This window comes from Bacillus marasmi (assembly GCF_902168435.1).
Classification (GTDB): Bacteria; Bacillota; Bacilli; order Bacillales; family Cytobacillaceae; genus Bacillus_BU; species Bacillus_BU marasmi.
The window spans coordinates 110,062-125,270 of sequence record NZ_LR656175.1; the positions used below are offsets into that span (position 1 = coordinate 110,062).

Annotated in this window: 15 protein-coding genes; 13 read left to right on the forward strand and 2 right to left on the reverse strand. The window is 39.6% G+C overall.

Annotation, left to right across the window (positions count from 1 at the left end; all coding sequences use genetic code 11):
* Positions 1 to 2 precede the first annotated feature (2 nt).
* Positions 3 to 767, reverse strand: coding sequence for a formate dehydrogenase accessory sulfurtransferase FdhD (fdhD, locus tag FXW34_RS16195; protein ID WP_147535050.1), 765 nt, complete (start codon positions 765 to 767; stop codon positions 3 to 5).
* Between the two features lie 512 nt (positions 768 to 1,279).
* Between fdhD and pdxK the strand changes: the two genes are divergently transcribed.
* The 3 genes from pdxK to bshB2 all read left to right on the forward strand — a co-directional run bounded on the left by pdxK (position 1,280) and on the right by bshB2 (position 4,308).
* The gene (pdxK, locus tag FXW34_RS16200) at positions 1,280 to 2,119 is read left to right on the forward strand and encodes a pyridoxine/pyridoxal/pyridoxamine kinase (protein ID WP_187118989.1); all 840 of its coding nucleotides are present in this window, start codon (positions 1,280 to 1,282) and stop codon (positions 2,117 to 2,119) included.
* Between the two features lie 625 nt (positions 2,120 to 2,744).
* On the forward strand, positions 2,745 to 3,092 hold the full coding sequence (locus FXW34_RS16205) for a YojF family protein (protein ID WP_147535051.1): 348 nt from the start codon (positions 2,745 to 2,747) through the stop codon (positions 3,090 to 3,092).
* Between the two features lie 550 nt (positions 3,093 to 3,642).
* Positions 3,643 to 4,308: a bacillithiol biosynthesis deacetylase BshB2 gene (bshB2, locus tag FXW34_RS16210; protein WP_147535052.1), complete on the forward strand. Its 666-nt coding sequence runs from the start codon at positions 3,643 to 3,645 to the stop codon at positions 4,306 to 4,308.
* Between the two features lie 320 nt (positions 4,309 to 4,628).
* Here the strand turns inward: bshB2 and FXW34_RS16215 are convergent, their stop codons facing one another.
* Complete coding sequence (locus FXW34_RS16215; protein WP_147535053.1) at positions 4,629 to 5,369, reverse strand: Crp/Fnr family transcriptional regulator; 741 nt, start codon at positions 5,367 to 5,369, stop codon at positions 4,629 to 4,631.
* Between the two features lie 236 nt (positions 5,370 to 5,605).
* On the opposite strand from FXW34_RS16215, the gene FXW34_RS16220 reads away from it, so the two are divergent.
* From FXW34_RS16220 to FXW34_RS16265, 10 genes are all read left to right on the forward strand, one after another.
* Complete coding sequence (locus tag FXW34_RS16220) at positions 5,606 to 6,061, forward strand: cytochrome C (RefSeq protein ID WP_187118990.1); 456 nt, start codon at positions 5,606 to 5,608, stop codon at positions 6,059 to 6,061.
* 23 nt (positions 6,062 to 6,084) lie between these two features.
* Complete coding sequence (nosZ, locus tag FXW34_RS16225; RefSeq protein WP_147535054.1) at positions 6,085 to 7,953, forward strand: Sec-dependent nitrous-oxide reductase; 1,869 nt, start codon at positions 6,085 to 6,087, stop codon at positions 7,951 to 7,953.
* A gap of 185 nt (positions 7,954 to 8,138) precedes the next feature.
* Positions 8,139 to 8,705, forward strand: coding sequence for a hypothetical protein (locus tag FXW34_RS16230; RefSeq protein WP_147535055.1), 567 nt, complete (start codon positions 8,139 to 8,141; stop codon positions 8,703 to 8,705).
* Positions 8,702 to 10,045, forward strand: a complete 1,344-nt coding sequence (gene nosD / locus FXW34_RS16235) for a nitrous oxide reductase family maturation protein NosD (RefSeq protein ID WP_147535056.1) — start codon at positions 8,702 to 8,704, stop codon at positions 10,043 to 10,045. Before FXW34_RS16230 ends, nosD begins: the two co-directional genes overlap by 4 nt.
* Entirely contained in the window at positions 10,009 to 10,806 is a 798-nt protein-coding gene (locus FXW34_RS16240; RefSeq protein WP_187118991.1) for an ABC transporter permease, read from the forward strand. Before nosD ends, FXW34_RS16240 begins: the two co-directional genes overlap by 37 nt.
* Positions 10,803 to 11,426, forward strand: coding sequence for an ABC transporter ATP-binding protein (locus tag FXW34_RS16245; protein ID WP_147535058.1), 624 nt, complete (start codon positions 10,803 to 10,805; stop codon positions 11,424 to 11,426). Before FXW34_RS16240 ends, FXW34_RS16245 begins: the two co-directional genes overlap by 4 nt.
* A 13-nt stretch (positions 11,427 to 11,439) precedes the next feature.
* A complete protein-coding gene (locus FXW34_RS16250) occupies positions 11,440 to 12,351 on the forward strand; it encodes a FixH family protein (RefSeq protein ID WP_147535059.1) in 912 nt (303 codons plus the stop codon).
* 305 nt (positions 12,352 to 12,656) lie between these two features.
* The gene (locus FXW34_RS16255; RefSeq protein ID WP_147535060.1) at positions 12,657 to 13,388 is read left to right on the forward strand and encodes an ABC transporter ATP-binding protein; all 732 of its coding nucleotides are present in this window, start codon (positions 12,657 to 12,659) and stop codon (positions 13,386 to 13,388) included.
* Positions 13,385 to 14,443, forward strand: a complete 1,059-nt coding sequence (locus FXW34_RS16260; protein WP_147535061.1) for an ABC transporter permease — start codon at positions 13,385 to 13,387, stop codon at positions 14,441 to 14,443. The genes FXW34_RS16255 and FXW34_RS16260 overlap by 4 nt, the downstream gene beginning before the upstream one ends.
* 59 nt (positions 14,444 to 14,502) lie before the next feature.
* Positions 14,503 to 15,153, forward strand: a complete 651-nt coding sequence (locus FXW34_RS16265; protein WP_147535062.1) for a TetR/AcrR family transcriptional regulator — start codon at positions 14,503 to 14,505, stop codon at positions 15,151 to 15,153.
* The last annotated feature ends 56 nt before the right edge of the window (positions 15,154 to 15,209 follow it).

Consider the following 15,209-nt stretch of genomic DNA (forward strand, 5'->3'; position numbering starts at 1 on the left):
AATTAATAGGAAGAACCCCCGACTTTCAATTCGACGAGATCATTGTTGACCCTACCAAAGGAAGTGTAGGCAATCGCCATTTTTCCTCTTAAATAGCCAATAAGCTCGATATTTAAATATTTGGCAAGTTGAACTGCTTGCTTTGTCGCAGCTGTTCGTGAGCCAATAACAGCAAAGCCATATTTAGCTGCCTTTGACAGCATTTCGTATGAAACTCTACCAGTTGTTAATAGTATTAATTTCTGCGGGTCAAGGTGATTTCGCAGTGCATAGCCGATGATTTTATCGACTGCATTATGGCGACCGATGTCCTCACGTACTGCGATGCTCCCATCCTCATGGACGATGCAAGCACCATGCATGCCGCCCGACTCTAAATACAACGGCGACTCCTGCGCGAATTGACTCCGCTTTTTTAATAGATAGCTTAATTGATAGGTTTGTTGTGAATTCACTTTGTCAAAGCTTTTGACATCGGTCATTGAAAAGAAGGTTACTCCTCTTCCGCAACCAGCAGTATAGTGTTTCTTTTTCGTGAAAAACACTTCACTATCAAACGCCTCGCTCAAAGTCACATGGATTGTACCCATATCTTCATTCACGCTAACCCCAAGCACATCTTCAACCTTATCTATTAATCCTTCTGAAAATAAATATCCATAAGCCCAATCTACTAGATCCATATTCGTTAATTGAAAAACAGCGATTTCATAACCATTTACAATCAATGAAATTGGATATTCATCAGGACAGCCTTTTCTATTCATAACTTCACCCCTTTTAGGTCCATAACACCGACGGGATTTGCTGATTTGGTTTCCCTTTACCATCATAGAGATTAGCAAGTAATCTGACTGCGACAAAAGTCACACAAAAAAACCGTAAACACTAGAGAAATAGAACAAACTATCCTCTTAGTATTAATGTACAGCAAAAGCGATTGTTGACAGCGGTTACATTGTGGCAAAGTTATTCCGATTTTATGACTTTTTTTTGGATATTTTGTGAACTACCACAGTAATAATCTTTACCATCTATTTAATATGATAAATGTTTATTACTTGTCTCTTAATCTTAATATCAGTTCCAAATTATCACAGTAACTTTTCTCACGCATTTACGGAATTTTTGACATTTTACGCACTTTTATATTAGTTTTTTGTATAAATTTTTTCATTAGGTAATGAGTATAATAAAAGGAATTTTTTCACAACGTTATAATACTGATATAATGATATCGATAAAATCGTTCTAGGATGATTTAAGGAGGATTAACAATATGGTGATGAAAAAAGTACTAACAATTGCCGGCTCTGATACTAGTGGAGGAGCAGGTATACAAGCGGACCTAAAAACATTCCAAGAGCTTGGAGTTTATGGGATGACAGCACTTACAACAGTTGTCACAATGGACCCGAAAAACCATTGGCATCACAACGTGTTTCCAATTGCGTTACATACACTAGAAGCACAGCTTGAAACGGCTCTATCCGTTGGTATAGATGCAATGAAGACCGGAATGCTTGGCTCGGTTGACATTATTGAATTAGCTGCAAAAAAAATGGACGAAAGCAAAGTGAGTTCAATCGTTGTCGATCCAGTTATGGTTTGCAAAGGCGAAGATGAAGTTCTTCATCCAGAAACAGCCGATGCTTTACGTGAAGTGCTCGTTCAACGAGCTACAGTTGTGACGCCAAATTTATTCGAAGCCAGCCAACTTGCAAAAACAGGACCGATTCGCACTGTTGATGCAATGAAAGAGGCAGCAGCTAAAATTCATGAACTAGGTGCAAAGTATGTGTTAATAAAAGGCGGCAGCAAGTTAGCGCACGAGAAAGCTGTTGATTTATTGTTTGATGGGAAAAATTATCAGCTATTAGAATCTGAGCGAATTGAAACCACATATATTCATGGTGCAGGCTGTACATATTCAGCAGCAATTACTGCAGAACTCGCAAAAGGGAAATCAGTTGAAGAGGCAGTTAAAGTTGCTAAAGATTTCATTACTGAAGCGATTCGCCACGGCTTTAAGCTGAATGAATATGTTGGACCAACGATGCATAAGGCATACCGATTATATGGCGCCGGCGCTTTAGAGGCTGAGCAGCTTAGCAAGTAGGGACTGTTTTTGCAGGGTGACCTTAGTTGGGTTGAGGGACATTTCGGTTGTGCATAAACTAAGATTTGTGTGCATAAATCGATATTTATGTTCATATACAACCTTTCTTGTGCATAAATTTAACACTGCCTGGAAAAGTTGTGCATATATTTTAAAAGTCGTGCATATATCAAAAAAGTTGTATCATTTAATTTTTGAAATGAAGCATAAACATCAAAATCTGTGCATATATCACTGTTTGTGTGCAAATAGATTTTCGGAAAAGTGTCTCTGATTAGTTTTTGGGTATAATTTATTCCCATTTCTTCAAAAAAGGGACCTACGGCATCGAAAATTGAACAATATAGGATTTTTTTCTCCAAAAACACATTAAAGTGACGCAAAAAGCCCTCTAATTTCTAGATTTTTTTGCTATTAAGTGCCTAAAAGTTTGATTGCATCATTAAATGCTATTCATAGATTATTTCAGACAGGACCAAAAGTATGGTCCTGTCTTATTTTGGAAATTTTTACCTACTAGTGCCTTATTTTTCGCAAATCAATATTGTTTTTAGTAAGATGTATATATGTCAAATTAGTGAAGCTAATCAGTAGTTTGGAAAGAATACAGGAAGGAGCAGATATTATGGAGCTAATTATTCCAGAAAAGGTCCAGGCAGAAATCGATCGCTTTGCACAACAAGATGTCTACCTCCACCTCGAAACAACCAACGGAGCCTATGCATCCCATTATAATGAAACTTTTCTTTCTGCTGGTGCATATATTCGCAACGCTTTAATCCGTTATGAGCATGGAAAAATCGTTGGAAACGGGCCATACCGTGTCGGACTCAAACTGGGAATCGGTTGGGTTTATGGAGAGGGACTAACGCATTTTGAAATTGCTGGTGAAGACCGCTTATTATTAGCTGGCCACGATAGCGAAGGAAAACTTGCCGTCGCACTAGAGCTAAGCAAAACCCCGTTTGAATAGGAAAAGCGGAAGCGGCTTGTTCAGGGGCGACAGGCACAAGACAAGCAGGCTTGAAGGTCGTTCTTTGACCTTCTAGACTGATTGGCTTGTGACCCCGAGCCCCTAGCCGCTGAAGCTAGACAAATCGAAAAGCGAAAGGCGCCCGGTTATCGGCGACAAGCACAAGACGAGCCGGCCTGAAGGTCGAACTTTACCTTCTGGACGGATTGTCTTGTGACCTCGAGCCGATGGCGCCTGCAGCTAGACAAATCGAAAAGCGGAAGCGGCTTGTTCAGCCCCGACAAGCTTAAGACGAGCCGGCCAAAAGGTTGTTCTTTAACCTTTTGGTCGGATTGGCTTAAGACCTCGAGGGGCTAGCCGCTGCAGCTGGACAAATCGAAAAGCGGAAGCGGCTTGTTCAGGGGCGACAGGCATAAGACGAATCACGCAAGAGACGCTAGTCTCTGGAGGGATTTGGCTTATGACCCCGAGCCCCTTGCCGCTGCAGCTGGACATTAATCAAGTTCAAATACTTATAAACCAATAATGTAGATAGAAAGGAGTTTTCCAAATGGAGAAAGAGCGTCAATTACTAGTGATTTTTCCGCACCCTGATGATGAAGCCTTCGGTGTTTCAGGGACAATTGCTCAACATGTCGCAAACGGGACACCAGTTACTTATGCCTGTTTAACACTAGGGGAAATGGGCCGAAATATGGGAAACCCTCTTTTTGCGACAAGAGAATCACTTCCAAACATCCGTAAAGAAGAACTAATCAATGCTGCTAAAGTGCTTGGTATCCAAGATTTAAGAATGATGGGCTTGCGGGATAAAACGATAGAATTTGAAGATGAGAATAAGCTTACGGAGATGATGACCTCCTTAATTGAAGATGTAAAACCATCACTTGTCATTTCATTTTATCCAGGCTACTCTGTCCATCCCGATCATGACGCTACTGGGGCAGCGGTTGTACGCGCTGTTGGCCAGTTACCTGAACATAAGCGTCCTACGCTCCACTGTGTTGCTTTTTCTAAAAACTGTGAACAGGAGATTGGCGAGCCGGATATTATCAACAATATCAGTTCAGTAGCTGAAATTAAAATGAATGCGATTAAAGCACATCTTTCCCAAACGCAATTAACAGCTGCCGCCATGTCTGATAAACTCAGAGAAAATGATCCAGAAATCATTGCTCGAATGTTAACAGAACGTTTCTGGACGTATAAATTTTAGATATCATACTAAAAAAGTTAGCGAGGTCCATCCTCACTAACTTTTTTGTTTTTATTCGGACACACGGTCCCTTATTTCGGTTAAAATCCTTAGTTTTTGTAATTATCCGGACATACAGTCCGCTATTTGTTTATTTAGAAGGTTGTTTTACGTGATTTAAGATAAATAAGAGCACCGGTGTCCGTTAAACGATCATTGTAGCATTTATTCGCAAAATAAGGGCTGCTATGTCCGCCAAAATCATAAACCTGCAATAAGTCACCCCATTATCCTCAATTTCGCAATACTATAATCAAAATCATGCGAAAACCTTCGCACCATTAGCCTCGATTTTGGGTCAAAGCGCAGAAGTGGCACCAATCAAGAATAATGATTTTTTTGCCTTGAATATCAATAACGCCGTCCTTTTTTAATTTAGAAAATACTCTGCTAATGCTTTCTCGGGAGGTTCCGACTAGTGAAGCAAATTCCTGAACAGTTAGGGGTATTTCAATATGCATTCGATTGCAGTGGTTGGCGCCAAACTTTTGAGCGAGTCGTTCTAACGTTCTCATCGTTTTTGTATAAACGTCAAGCAAAGCGATATCTCGCATAATTGTCGTCATATCCCGCAAAGCTTCACTCATATAACGGATCATCTGTACAGCCATTTCAGGTGACTTCATCAATTCGGCCTCAAGGTCGAGTGTATTAAGGAAATAAATATCTCCAGACTGAACCATTCGTGCTGTAGCTGGATAAAGGCTGCCAATTTGATTAAAAAGGCAAGCTTCCGCGAAAATTTCACCTTTCTTTTTTATACACACAATAATTTCATTTCCTTGGTCGTCTTGCTTCGTTAGTTTAACGATACCTGAATGAACAAAATAAACCCCTTGTGCTTCTTCGTACTCAGAGATAATTTGCTCTCCTTTACGATGAGACTTTTTTATGATTCGATTCTCCAACAGGTTAAAGGATTTCTTAGGAAGGTTTTTGAACACTTCGATTTTCCCCAAAAACTCTTCAACTGTAGTCTTTTCTTGATTGTATATAGTTGAATTAATTAAACCATTGCTCATTTACCCCATTCCTTCCCACCGTCACTTTTCCTTATTGTAACGAAATTCAAACACTAATTAAGTGAGGTTTTTCACAGTTTCGTCATTTACGAACATTTTTTGACGATTTTAACCAATAAGGCACACTGACACAAAAACGTCACTAAAGGCCTGAAAAACTGTGAACTACGTCACAATACGAGAATGGCATGCGCGTTAAGATGATTCATGTAATTAAGTCTAGGGGGGAAAACAACTTGAAAAAAGCGACTATCTATTTTCTTATTAGTGCCTTAATCGGACTTGGCATAGGATATCTTGTTTTTGATGTCATGTTGGGCAAAAACAGCCAAACGGATGCGATAGCAAGCTCTGACACGAGTTCGGAGGAATCAAGTAGTACAACTGATGCAACGACGGAAGAATCTAAAGGTACAGAAACGGCTGTATCAGCTGAGGCTGAGATCCTTAACCAAAAAGGATGCCTTGGATGCCACGCTGTTTCATCACTAGATTTAAGCGGTGGTGCAACAGGTCCTGACCTTTCTCAAGCATTTAATAATGTCGAAGGAAAGCATGGTAAACCTGTTAACGAATTCTTAAAAGAACCAACTTCAGCAGTTATGTCTGGGGTAATTAGCGGAAGTCCATTATCAGATGATGAAATCTCTAAAATAACTGAATTGCTACAAAAAGCAGCAGAAGCAAACTAAATCAATAAGGTGGTGCTTTATAGATGAAAAGTTGGATCCCAATCTCAAGCGGGTTAGTTGCAGGATTGTTAGCGGCAACCGTATTTTTTGGAGATTTTACTTCAGGAGCTAAAACTGAAACAGCATCGAATGACAATAAATCAAACGCAGAAAAAGTTTATGTCCCATTTGGTGAAAAAGACGAATATTATTTAATGGCATCAGGTGGACACTCTGGTCAAATGTTTGTTTACGGTGTTCCTTCCATGCGTAAAATTAGAACGATTCCAGTATTCTCACCAGATTCTGCAACAGGCTATGGTTTTGATGAACATTCTAAAGAAATGCTAGGCGATTACACTTGGGGCGACCTCCATCACCCAGCAATATCTGAAACAAATGGGGAATACGATGGGAAGTACCTTTTCGCTACAGACGTAGCCAATAGCCGTGCAGCAGTCGTAAACTTAGAAACTTTTACAACGAAAGATATTATTAATGTACCGAATACAAGCGGTCCACACTGTGCGGCCTTTGTTACGGAAAACACTGAATATATGTTCCTACCTACTCGCTTTGCAGTGCCAATTGGTAGTGAGTATGCAAGCTTAGATGATTATAGCGATAAATATCGCGGCGTTATGTCCGCTGTAACGTTTAATGAAGAGAAAGAAGAATTAAATATTGCTTATCAGGTGGCACTTCCACCTTGGTCATATGACTTATCAGATGCAGGTAAAAAGATTTCTAAAGATTGGGCAGTTATGACCACATACAATACTGAAGAGGCGACAACAAATCTTGAAATTAACGCATCTCAAGCTGACCGTGACTATATCGTTCTTTTTAACTGGAAAGAGCTTGAAGAAAAAGTTGCTAAAGGTGAATATGATAATGTTACTGGGCAAAAAATGATTTTCCCTGAAAAGCATAAAGGCGGAATTTATCTTGTACCAGTTGCAAAATCTCCACACGGTGTTGATGTAACTCCGGATGGAAAATACTTTATCGCTTCTGGAAAATTAGCACCGGCAATGACCGTCTTCTCTTTTGAAAAAGCATTTGAAGCAATTGAAAAAGGTCAATTTGACGGTGAAAGAAACGGTATTCCAGTTCTAAAATATGATTCAGTAATGGAACGTGAAGTTGACCCAGAAAACGCACTTGGACCACTTCATACGCAATTCGATGATAAAGGTATGGCTTACACAACAATGTTTATCTCTTCTGAGATAGTTAAATGGGATCCTAAGACTGGTGAAACTTTAGACCGTGTTCCGGTACAATACTCACCAGGTCACGCTGCTGCTGCAGAGGGTGATACAGCTACTCCTGATGGTAAATATATCGTTGCACTTAATAAAATTGCCAAGGATTCCTATTTATCAGTAGGTCCATCTCATCCAGAATCAATGCAGTTAATTGACTTAGCAGGTTCAAAAATGAAAGTAATTCAATCTGCACCAGTAGATCCTGAACCACACTATGCTCAGATGATTAAAGCTGACAAAATCAAAACGATTTCTGTATATCCAAAAAATGAAAATAATAAGCTAGCCGTTTATAAGCAAGAGGATGCACGAATTGAACGGAAAGGAAATGAAGTTCACGTATACGGTATTGCAATGCGTTCTAAGTTTATCTTTGACGCAAAAGCAAAACGTCCTGATGCTATTGAAGTAAATCAAGGAGATAAAGTATTCATACACTTAACTAATATCGACCTTGATCAGGATATTACTCATGGATTTGGTATCAACCAATATGACTTAAATATGGAAGTCCAGCCTGGTCAAACCAATACATTGGCCTTTACCGCAGATAAAGCGGGTACCTACCCACTTTACTGTACGAACTTCTGCTCAGCATTACACCAAGAAATGTCAGGATATCTTTTAGTAAAACCACAATAAGCATGAATAAAGCAAAGAGGCTGGCTTAAAACTATTAAGGTTAGACCATCAAACTGCGAATTCAAACAATGGCTCAAAGTAGTCATAGAATTCCTGTTTTGCTGGAACACCCAAAATAGCTAAACCAGCCTCTTTTTCTTTCTGTTACAAAATACGTAGGATTGATGAAAGAAGGCGCGTTTACGATGAACGGAAAAAAACTTTCACTATTTTCTAGTCTAATGATTGCGATTTCTGCTTTACTGATTGCCTCATCACTATTTTTCCCATGGTGGAAAATGGAATTCTTTGCACCTCAATATCCAGAGGGATTAAACATCGTCGTTTATCCTGATAAGCTGGAAGGCGAAATTGATAATATCAATGCCTTAAACCATTATATTGGTATGAATAAATTTAGCGAGGAGAGTTTCCCTGAGCTACAATACTTAACTTATTTAATCGGTGGTTTAGCTGTCATTGTCTTATCAGCTGCACTAATTAGAAAGAAATCGTATTTATACGGAACAATCATCCTTTTTGCCGTAGGTGGTGCAGTCGGCGTTTGGGATTTACGACGTTGGCTCGTGAGCTTCGGTACAGACCTTGACCCAAAAGCACCAATTACAATGGATCCGTTCGTACCACCGATTATTGGTGAAAATATCGTTGCAAATTTCACGACCTACAGCTTATTGCAAACAGGCTCTTATCTGATTGTCGCTGCATTCATTTTGATTTTAATTCCGCTATGGAAGGACCGACAAAGATGACAAAAACTCTGCTCCTCCTCATGTTCAGTTCAATATTGATGATTGCCATGCCGCAGGAAAGCACTGCTGCTGAAAATTTGCAGGCTATGATTGATTCTGCTGAGGAGGGAGCAGTTCTCCAGCTTGATAATAGGACGTATGAAGGAAATATCGTGATTGATAAAGAGATTCAAATCATCGGGAATAAGAAAACCATTATTAAAGGGGACGGTACAGGGAATGTCATCTCTGTGACCGCTCCAAATGTAACTTTGCGGAATTTAACTGTCACAAACGGCAGCATGAACCGCAATTCTGCTGAGGAATATGCAGCAATTAAGCTATATAGTAATGGGAATACCGTTGATCACATCGCTGTTACTGATTCATTCCATGGCATTTATCTAAGCCAGTCCCATCATAATACGATAGAAAACTCTAACATAACGGGGCATGGTTACGGCATCATTGCTAAACAGGGCAATGGCTTACATATTTATTACTCGAATGATAATCTCTTGAAAAATAATATCGTAACAGGAACGCGCGACGGCATGTATTTTGATTATGCCAATAACAATAAAATTGTCGGAAACAAATTAAGCGAAACGCGATACGGTCTGCATTTCATGTATTCAAATGAGAATGATTTCCAAGGAAATACGTTTACGTTTAATACCGGTGGCGCGGCCATAATGGAATCGAACGGAAATAAGCTCAATAACAACGATTTTATCTTTAATTATGGTCACAAGTCTTTCGGGTTATTTTTACTCTCGGCGATTGATACGGAAATCACCAACAATACCTTTATCCTCAATCAGCGCGGACTGTATATTGACCAATCAACCAATAATTTAATAAAAAACAATACGATTATTCGTAATCAAATTGGGGTCGAGCTCTGGGCCAGCTCCAATGATCAAACCTTTACGTTAAATAATATTTCGGAAAATACGATTCCGGTGTTCGCGCTTGGTGGCCAAGGGCGTAACTACTGGACAAAGGACAATCAGGGAAATAACTGGGGGAATGAATTCCCTGTTCTCGACTTAAATCAAGACGGACTTGGCGATCAGACAGTAGCCTACCAATCGTCTTTGTATGAGCTTATCGAGGATCAGGAATTGACTTATTTATTTTTAAAAAGCCCTGCGATAGGAATTTATGAAAAAATCAATCAGTTCTTCAACCAATCAAAAACCATGTTTGAGGATTCCGCGCCACTGGTCGTGCATGATGAATCAACCGGACGATGGCCTTGGTTTCTAGCTGCAGCTATCGTTATACTAGCGGTTATTTTACTAAAAGGGAGATATCCACTATGCATTATATTTGGAAGGAATGGAAGGAAAACATAAGGGGAAAAGGCTTTTGGCTCTCACTTGGAATTATTGTGCTTGTTTCTACTAGTTTATTGTTCAATGCTTCCACTCTTTCCTTTGAGCAAGGCTTTTATGTACTATTAATCAATTTATTTGATGCTTTTATTTACTTCATACCGATCCTTTGTTTATTTTTGGGTGCCTTTGCGATTTTTCAAGAAAAAGAACAGAAAACACTCATCATGCTCCTGACGCGACGCGATGACTTTAAAAGCTTTCTATTGAGAAAAAGCTTGGCTATCCACCTTTGCCTACTCGGACCAATTATCATTTGGTTTTTAGTGTACCTGTTACCGTTAAAATTTTTATTTGAGCTCGATTTTGCCAGCTATCTTTCGTTTTTAATCTCGCTCATTTGTATCGTGATTATTTTCGGCCAGATCGGGATGCTAATAGGCAGTATTAGCCGCTCAAAAATGCAAATTGTCGGGGCAACAATTGCTGTTTGGTTTTACTTTTTCTTTTTACATGACTTTATTCTGCTTTCATTTCTTGCTGATGTTACATATGAGAATGTTAAATGGTTTTCTAGCATTTATTTTCTTAATCCTCTCCAAGCTGCACGTGTCTTTTTGGAATCGTCGCTTGGTGTATACTCCTTTGACCATATGTCAAAGCTTTTACAATCATTTATTTGGCTAAAACCAGGGCTATTTTTACTCATTAACGCCACCCTGTTAATGTTACTTTCTTATCTTAGCGCAGTCTTGTTCCATCGGAAGGAGGGCGTAGAATGATTGAAGTAAAAAATCTTTATCAATCCTTTGGAAATAAACAAGTATTAGACGATGTAAATATGGTGATTGAAAAAAATGAAATAACCGCACTCGTCGGCCGTAATGGCGCTGGCAAATCAACGCTCATTAATAGCCTGCTGGGATTACTCCCTATCAAAAAAGGGAAGATTAATATCAAAGGAAAAATCAGCTATCTTCCTGAAAAATTTATGCTTTATCCTGCATTAACTGGAATGGAAAACATGCAATTTTTTGCTGAGGCTATCGATAAAAAAGCTGACGCAGAGCGCATAGAGGAGCTTTTGCGATCGGTAAGGCTCTGGGACGATCGGGATATGCAGATAAAGGGCTATTCAAAAGGGATGCTTCAACGGCTCGGGCTCGCCATTACGCTTTACCAAAATAGCGAAATCCTGATCTTGGATGAGCCAACCAGCGGAATCGATCCAATCGGTCGCAAGGAAATCCTCGAGGTTTTGAGATCACTGACTGATAAAACGATTTTGCTTTCCTCTCATCATCTTGATGAAATTAAACAAATTTGTACGCATGTTGCGTTTCTAGAAAACAATAAACTTGAGAAATATACGGTTGAACAATTTCTACAAATGAACGGCTAGGAGGGCAATCCCTATGTTGAAAAAATCATTACATTATATGCTTCTCGGACTTGTATTACTGTTATTAAGCTCTTGTGGAACACCCGGGGAAAATTGGGTTGTTGATTTCACTGAGCCACTCCGCTATACGAAAGGCGCAGAAACGCAAATTGAGGTTAAAATTATTGAAGAAAATGAGCCCGTTGTTGATGTGAGCGTCAGAGCGCACTTTGAAATGAGTTCCATGAGTCATGGCAGTGTTGATATTAAGCTCGAGGAGCAAGGTGAGGGTATTTATAGCGGTAAAGCAGAATTCCCGATGGCCGGTAAATACACTGCAACATTCACACTTAAAAAAGAAGGCTACACAGTTGAAAAGATAGTTGATGTAGAGGTCGAGAAGGTCGAAGGGGTCGCCACCATTAATGGTGAGCCCATAAATTCAGATGACCTCGAGTTCTACAAGTTTATTAACGAGTTGCATATCGCCATTAATCGCGAAGATGATAAAAAAAAATTTTCTGGAGCTGAGCTCGAGCAGCGGATGGCTCATTGGGATGATCAGCAACAACAAATTCAAAATAATAACCAGCTGTTAACCCAGATCATCCGCCTCCGCGCAATGGCACTACTTGGAAAAGAAAAAGGCTATACTGCTTCGGATGCTGAAATTAATAAAGAAGTCGAAGCCATTCGCGACAAGTATTATCAGTCTGAAGTGGCGAAAGACATGATTAATAAGTTTGGCGAGGATAAGTTTTGGAGCAAAGAACAGAAGCAATATGAATATATTGTATTAACGCAAAAGGTGCAAAAGGACGTAACTGAAAAAGTGAAAAAGGAAAATCCCAATGTCGGTGAACAGGAGATTAATTTCTTAGCACAAAAAGATTACGAAGAGCTGCTCGTTTCCCAAGTAAGTTCTTTGGATATCGTGATTTTGTAGGATCTCAGCCATTTGACGGACACAGATGACCTTATTTGGATAAATTCTACTCTATATTTGTATTTAGCGGACATAGATTACCTTATTGATTAAAAAATCACTAAATCATTACCGATTTTTATAGAATAAGGATTCTGGTGTCCGTTCGCCAATAAAATTCATCCTATTTTAATGAAATAGCGGCATATATGTCCGTCAAACTCATCATTCACAAAGTGAGTGATTACTCACTTTACAAATCACTCTTTTTATTTTATTATCTAAGTGAGTGATTACTCACTCCAAACAAAACGAGGTGACATACCATGAGTAAACGCGAGAGCATAGTCAGTATTAAAGATGTCTCAAAGTCATTTGGTAAGCAACAAGTGTTAAAGAATGTATCCCTCGAGATTGCGAAAGGGGAAATTTTTGGGTTCCTAGGTCCATCCGGTGCTGGCAAAACCACATTAGTAAAAGAGCTTGCAGGTCTTGATACCCCATCAACTGGGGAAAACCTTGTCTTCAACGATAAAATGCCATCGCTCGCACTTATGCAGCGAATCGGCTATATGGCTCAATCCGACGCTTTGTATGGTGAGCTTACTGCAAAGGAAAATCTGCAGTTTTTTGCTTCCCTCTACGGACTAAAGGGTAAACAGCAAGAGGCTCGAATAAAAACCGTGATGGAAATCGTAAACCTTCACGATGACTTAAACAAGCTTGTTTCTAATTATTCTGGTGGCATGAAGCGCCGACTTTCGCTTGCAGCGGCCCTATTGCATGAGCCTGAGCTTCTCATCTTAGATGAGCCGACCGTCGGGATTGATCCATTGCTGAGAAAAGGCATTTGGGATAGCTTTAATGAGCTCAATAAAAAGGGCGTAACGATTATTGTCACGACACATGTTATGGACGAAGCCGAAAAATGTCACCGGCTCGGGATGATCCGTCAAGGTGAATTAATTGCTGTCGGCACTCCAGAAGAACTGAAAACTAACACGAATAGCGCGTCGCTTGAAGATGCCTTTCTAGCTTACGGAGGTGCTCAACTATGAGGGTTAAAGCATTGATGGTTCGGATATTGCGACAAATTGTTCGTGATAAGCGCACAATGGCTCTAATGATTATGGCACCTATCTTAATTTTAACGATGATGGATTTAGTTTTTAATGGCGAAGCTTATACTCCTAAAATTGGAATGGTCAATATACCTGAACCAATTGAAGCTAAATTAGAACTAGACGATGCAAAAATAACAGATTTTGATTCATCTGAGAAAGCTAGAGCAGCATTAGAGGAACGAGATATCGACGGCTATATTGAATTTGCTAATGGTACTCCGTCCATCATGCTCGAAGGCAGTGATCCATCTATAAATGGAGCAGTGATGAAATGGGTGCAAACGGCATTTAAGCCGTTACAATCAGTAGGCCAAGGCCAAAGTCAAGGTCAAGGTCAGGCTCCAGTAATTGAACCCGAAATCGAGTTTTTGCACGGCTCTTCAGATATGAGTCAATTTGATTATTTCGGTCCGGTCTTATTAGGATTCTTCGTATTCTTCTTTGTTTTCTTGATTGCTGGTGTTTCATTTTTACGTGAACGGACGAGCGGAACGCTTGAGCGCTTATTATCTAGTCCACTAAGAAAATGGGAAATTGTTATCGGTTATGTATTAGGTTTTGGCGTGTTCACAATGCTCCAAGCAACGATTATCGCCAGCTATGCCATCTATATTTTAGACATGCAAATGGTCGGTACATTTTGGTTTGTGCTCCTGATTATCTTATTGCTATCAATGTCAGCGTTAACGCTCGGTACACTACTATCAGCTTTTGCTAACAACGAGCTGCAAATGATTCAATTTATTCCGCTTGTTGTCGTACCGCAGGTGTTCTTTTCCGGATTATTTAATCTGGAAACAATTACTGATTGGTTAAGCTGGATTGGCGTGGTGACACCGTTGTACTACGCTGCCAATGCACTCCGCGATGTTATGGTTCGCGGACTTGGTTGGGAATCAATTTATCAAGATATTTTTATTCTAATAGGCTTTTCGGTATTGTTTATTACTCTAAACATCTTAGCGCTTAGAAAGTATCGGAAGGTTTAAGAAATCTAGCTTATGTTAAAATAAAAAAAATAAGTTTGTAAGTTAGGAGAATCACTGTCATGACAGATCAAGACTTATTGCTATCACAATGGTTCGAAGATGCTGATGAATTAACTGATAAACAAAAGCAGATCCTCCTGGCAGCAATTGATTCTTTTTCAGAAAAAGGCTATGCTGCAACCTCAACAAGCGAGATTGCCAAAAAAGCCGGAGTGGCCGAAGGAACCATTTTTCGCCACTACAAAACGAAAAAGGATTTATTAATGGCAATTGTCGCACCAACGATGGCCAAATTTTTAGCACCATTTATCATAAAGGATATTAGCAAGGTGTTAAAGACTGATTATGATTGTTTTGAGGATTTTTTAAGGGCAATGATTGAAAATCGAAAGGTTTTTCTACAGCAAAATCTATCTCTATTTAAAATCATACTACAAGAGCTTCCGTTCCAGCCCGAGCTTCAAGCACAGTTTAAAGCACATATTCTGCCAACCGTTTATGACCGGATTAAAGGACTGATCAAGCATTATCAGCAAAATGGGAGCATTATCGAAATACCACCGTATTCCGTGGTAAGGCTAATTGCCTCGACGATATTTGGTTATTTGATCGGCCGCTATTTGCTTTTTCCAGAAATAGATTGGGATGAAGAAGCTGAGATAGAGCGAACCATTCAATTCATCATGCACGGACTTGCCACAAAGGAATAAGAAAAAAGGGGTCTGAACCCAATTAGGTTCAGACCCCTTTTTGTTTCACATGAAAC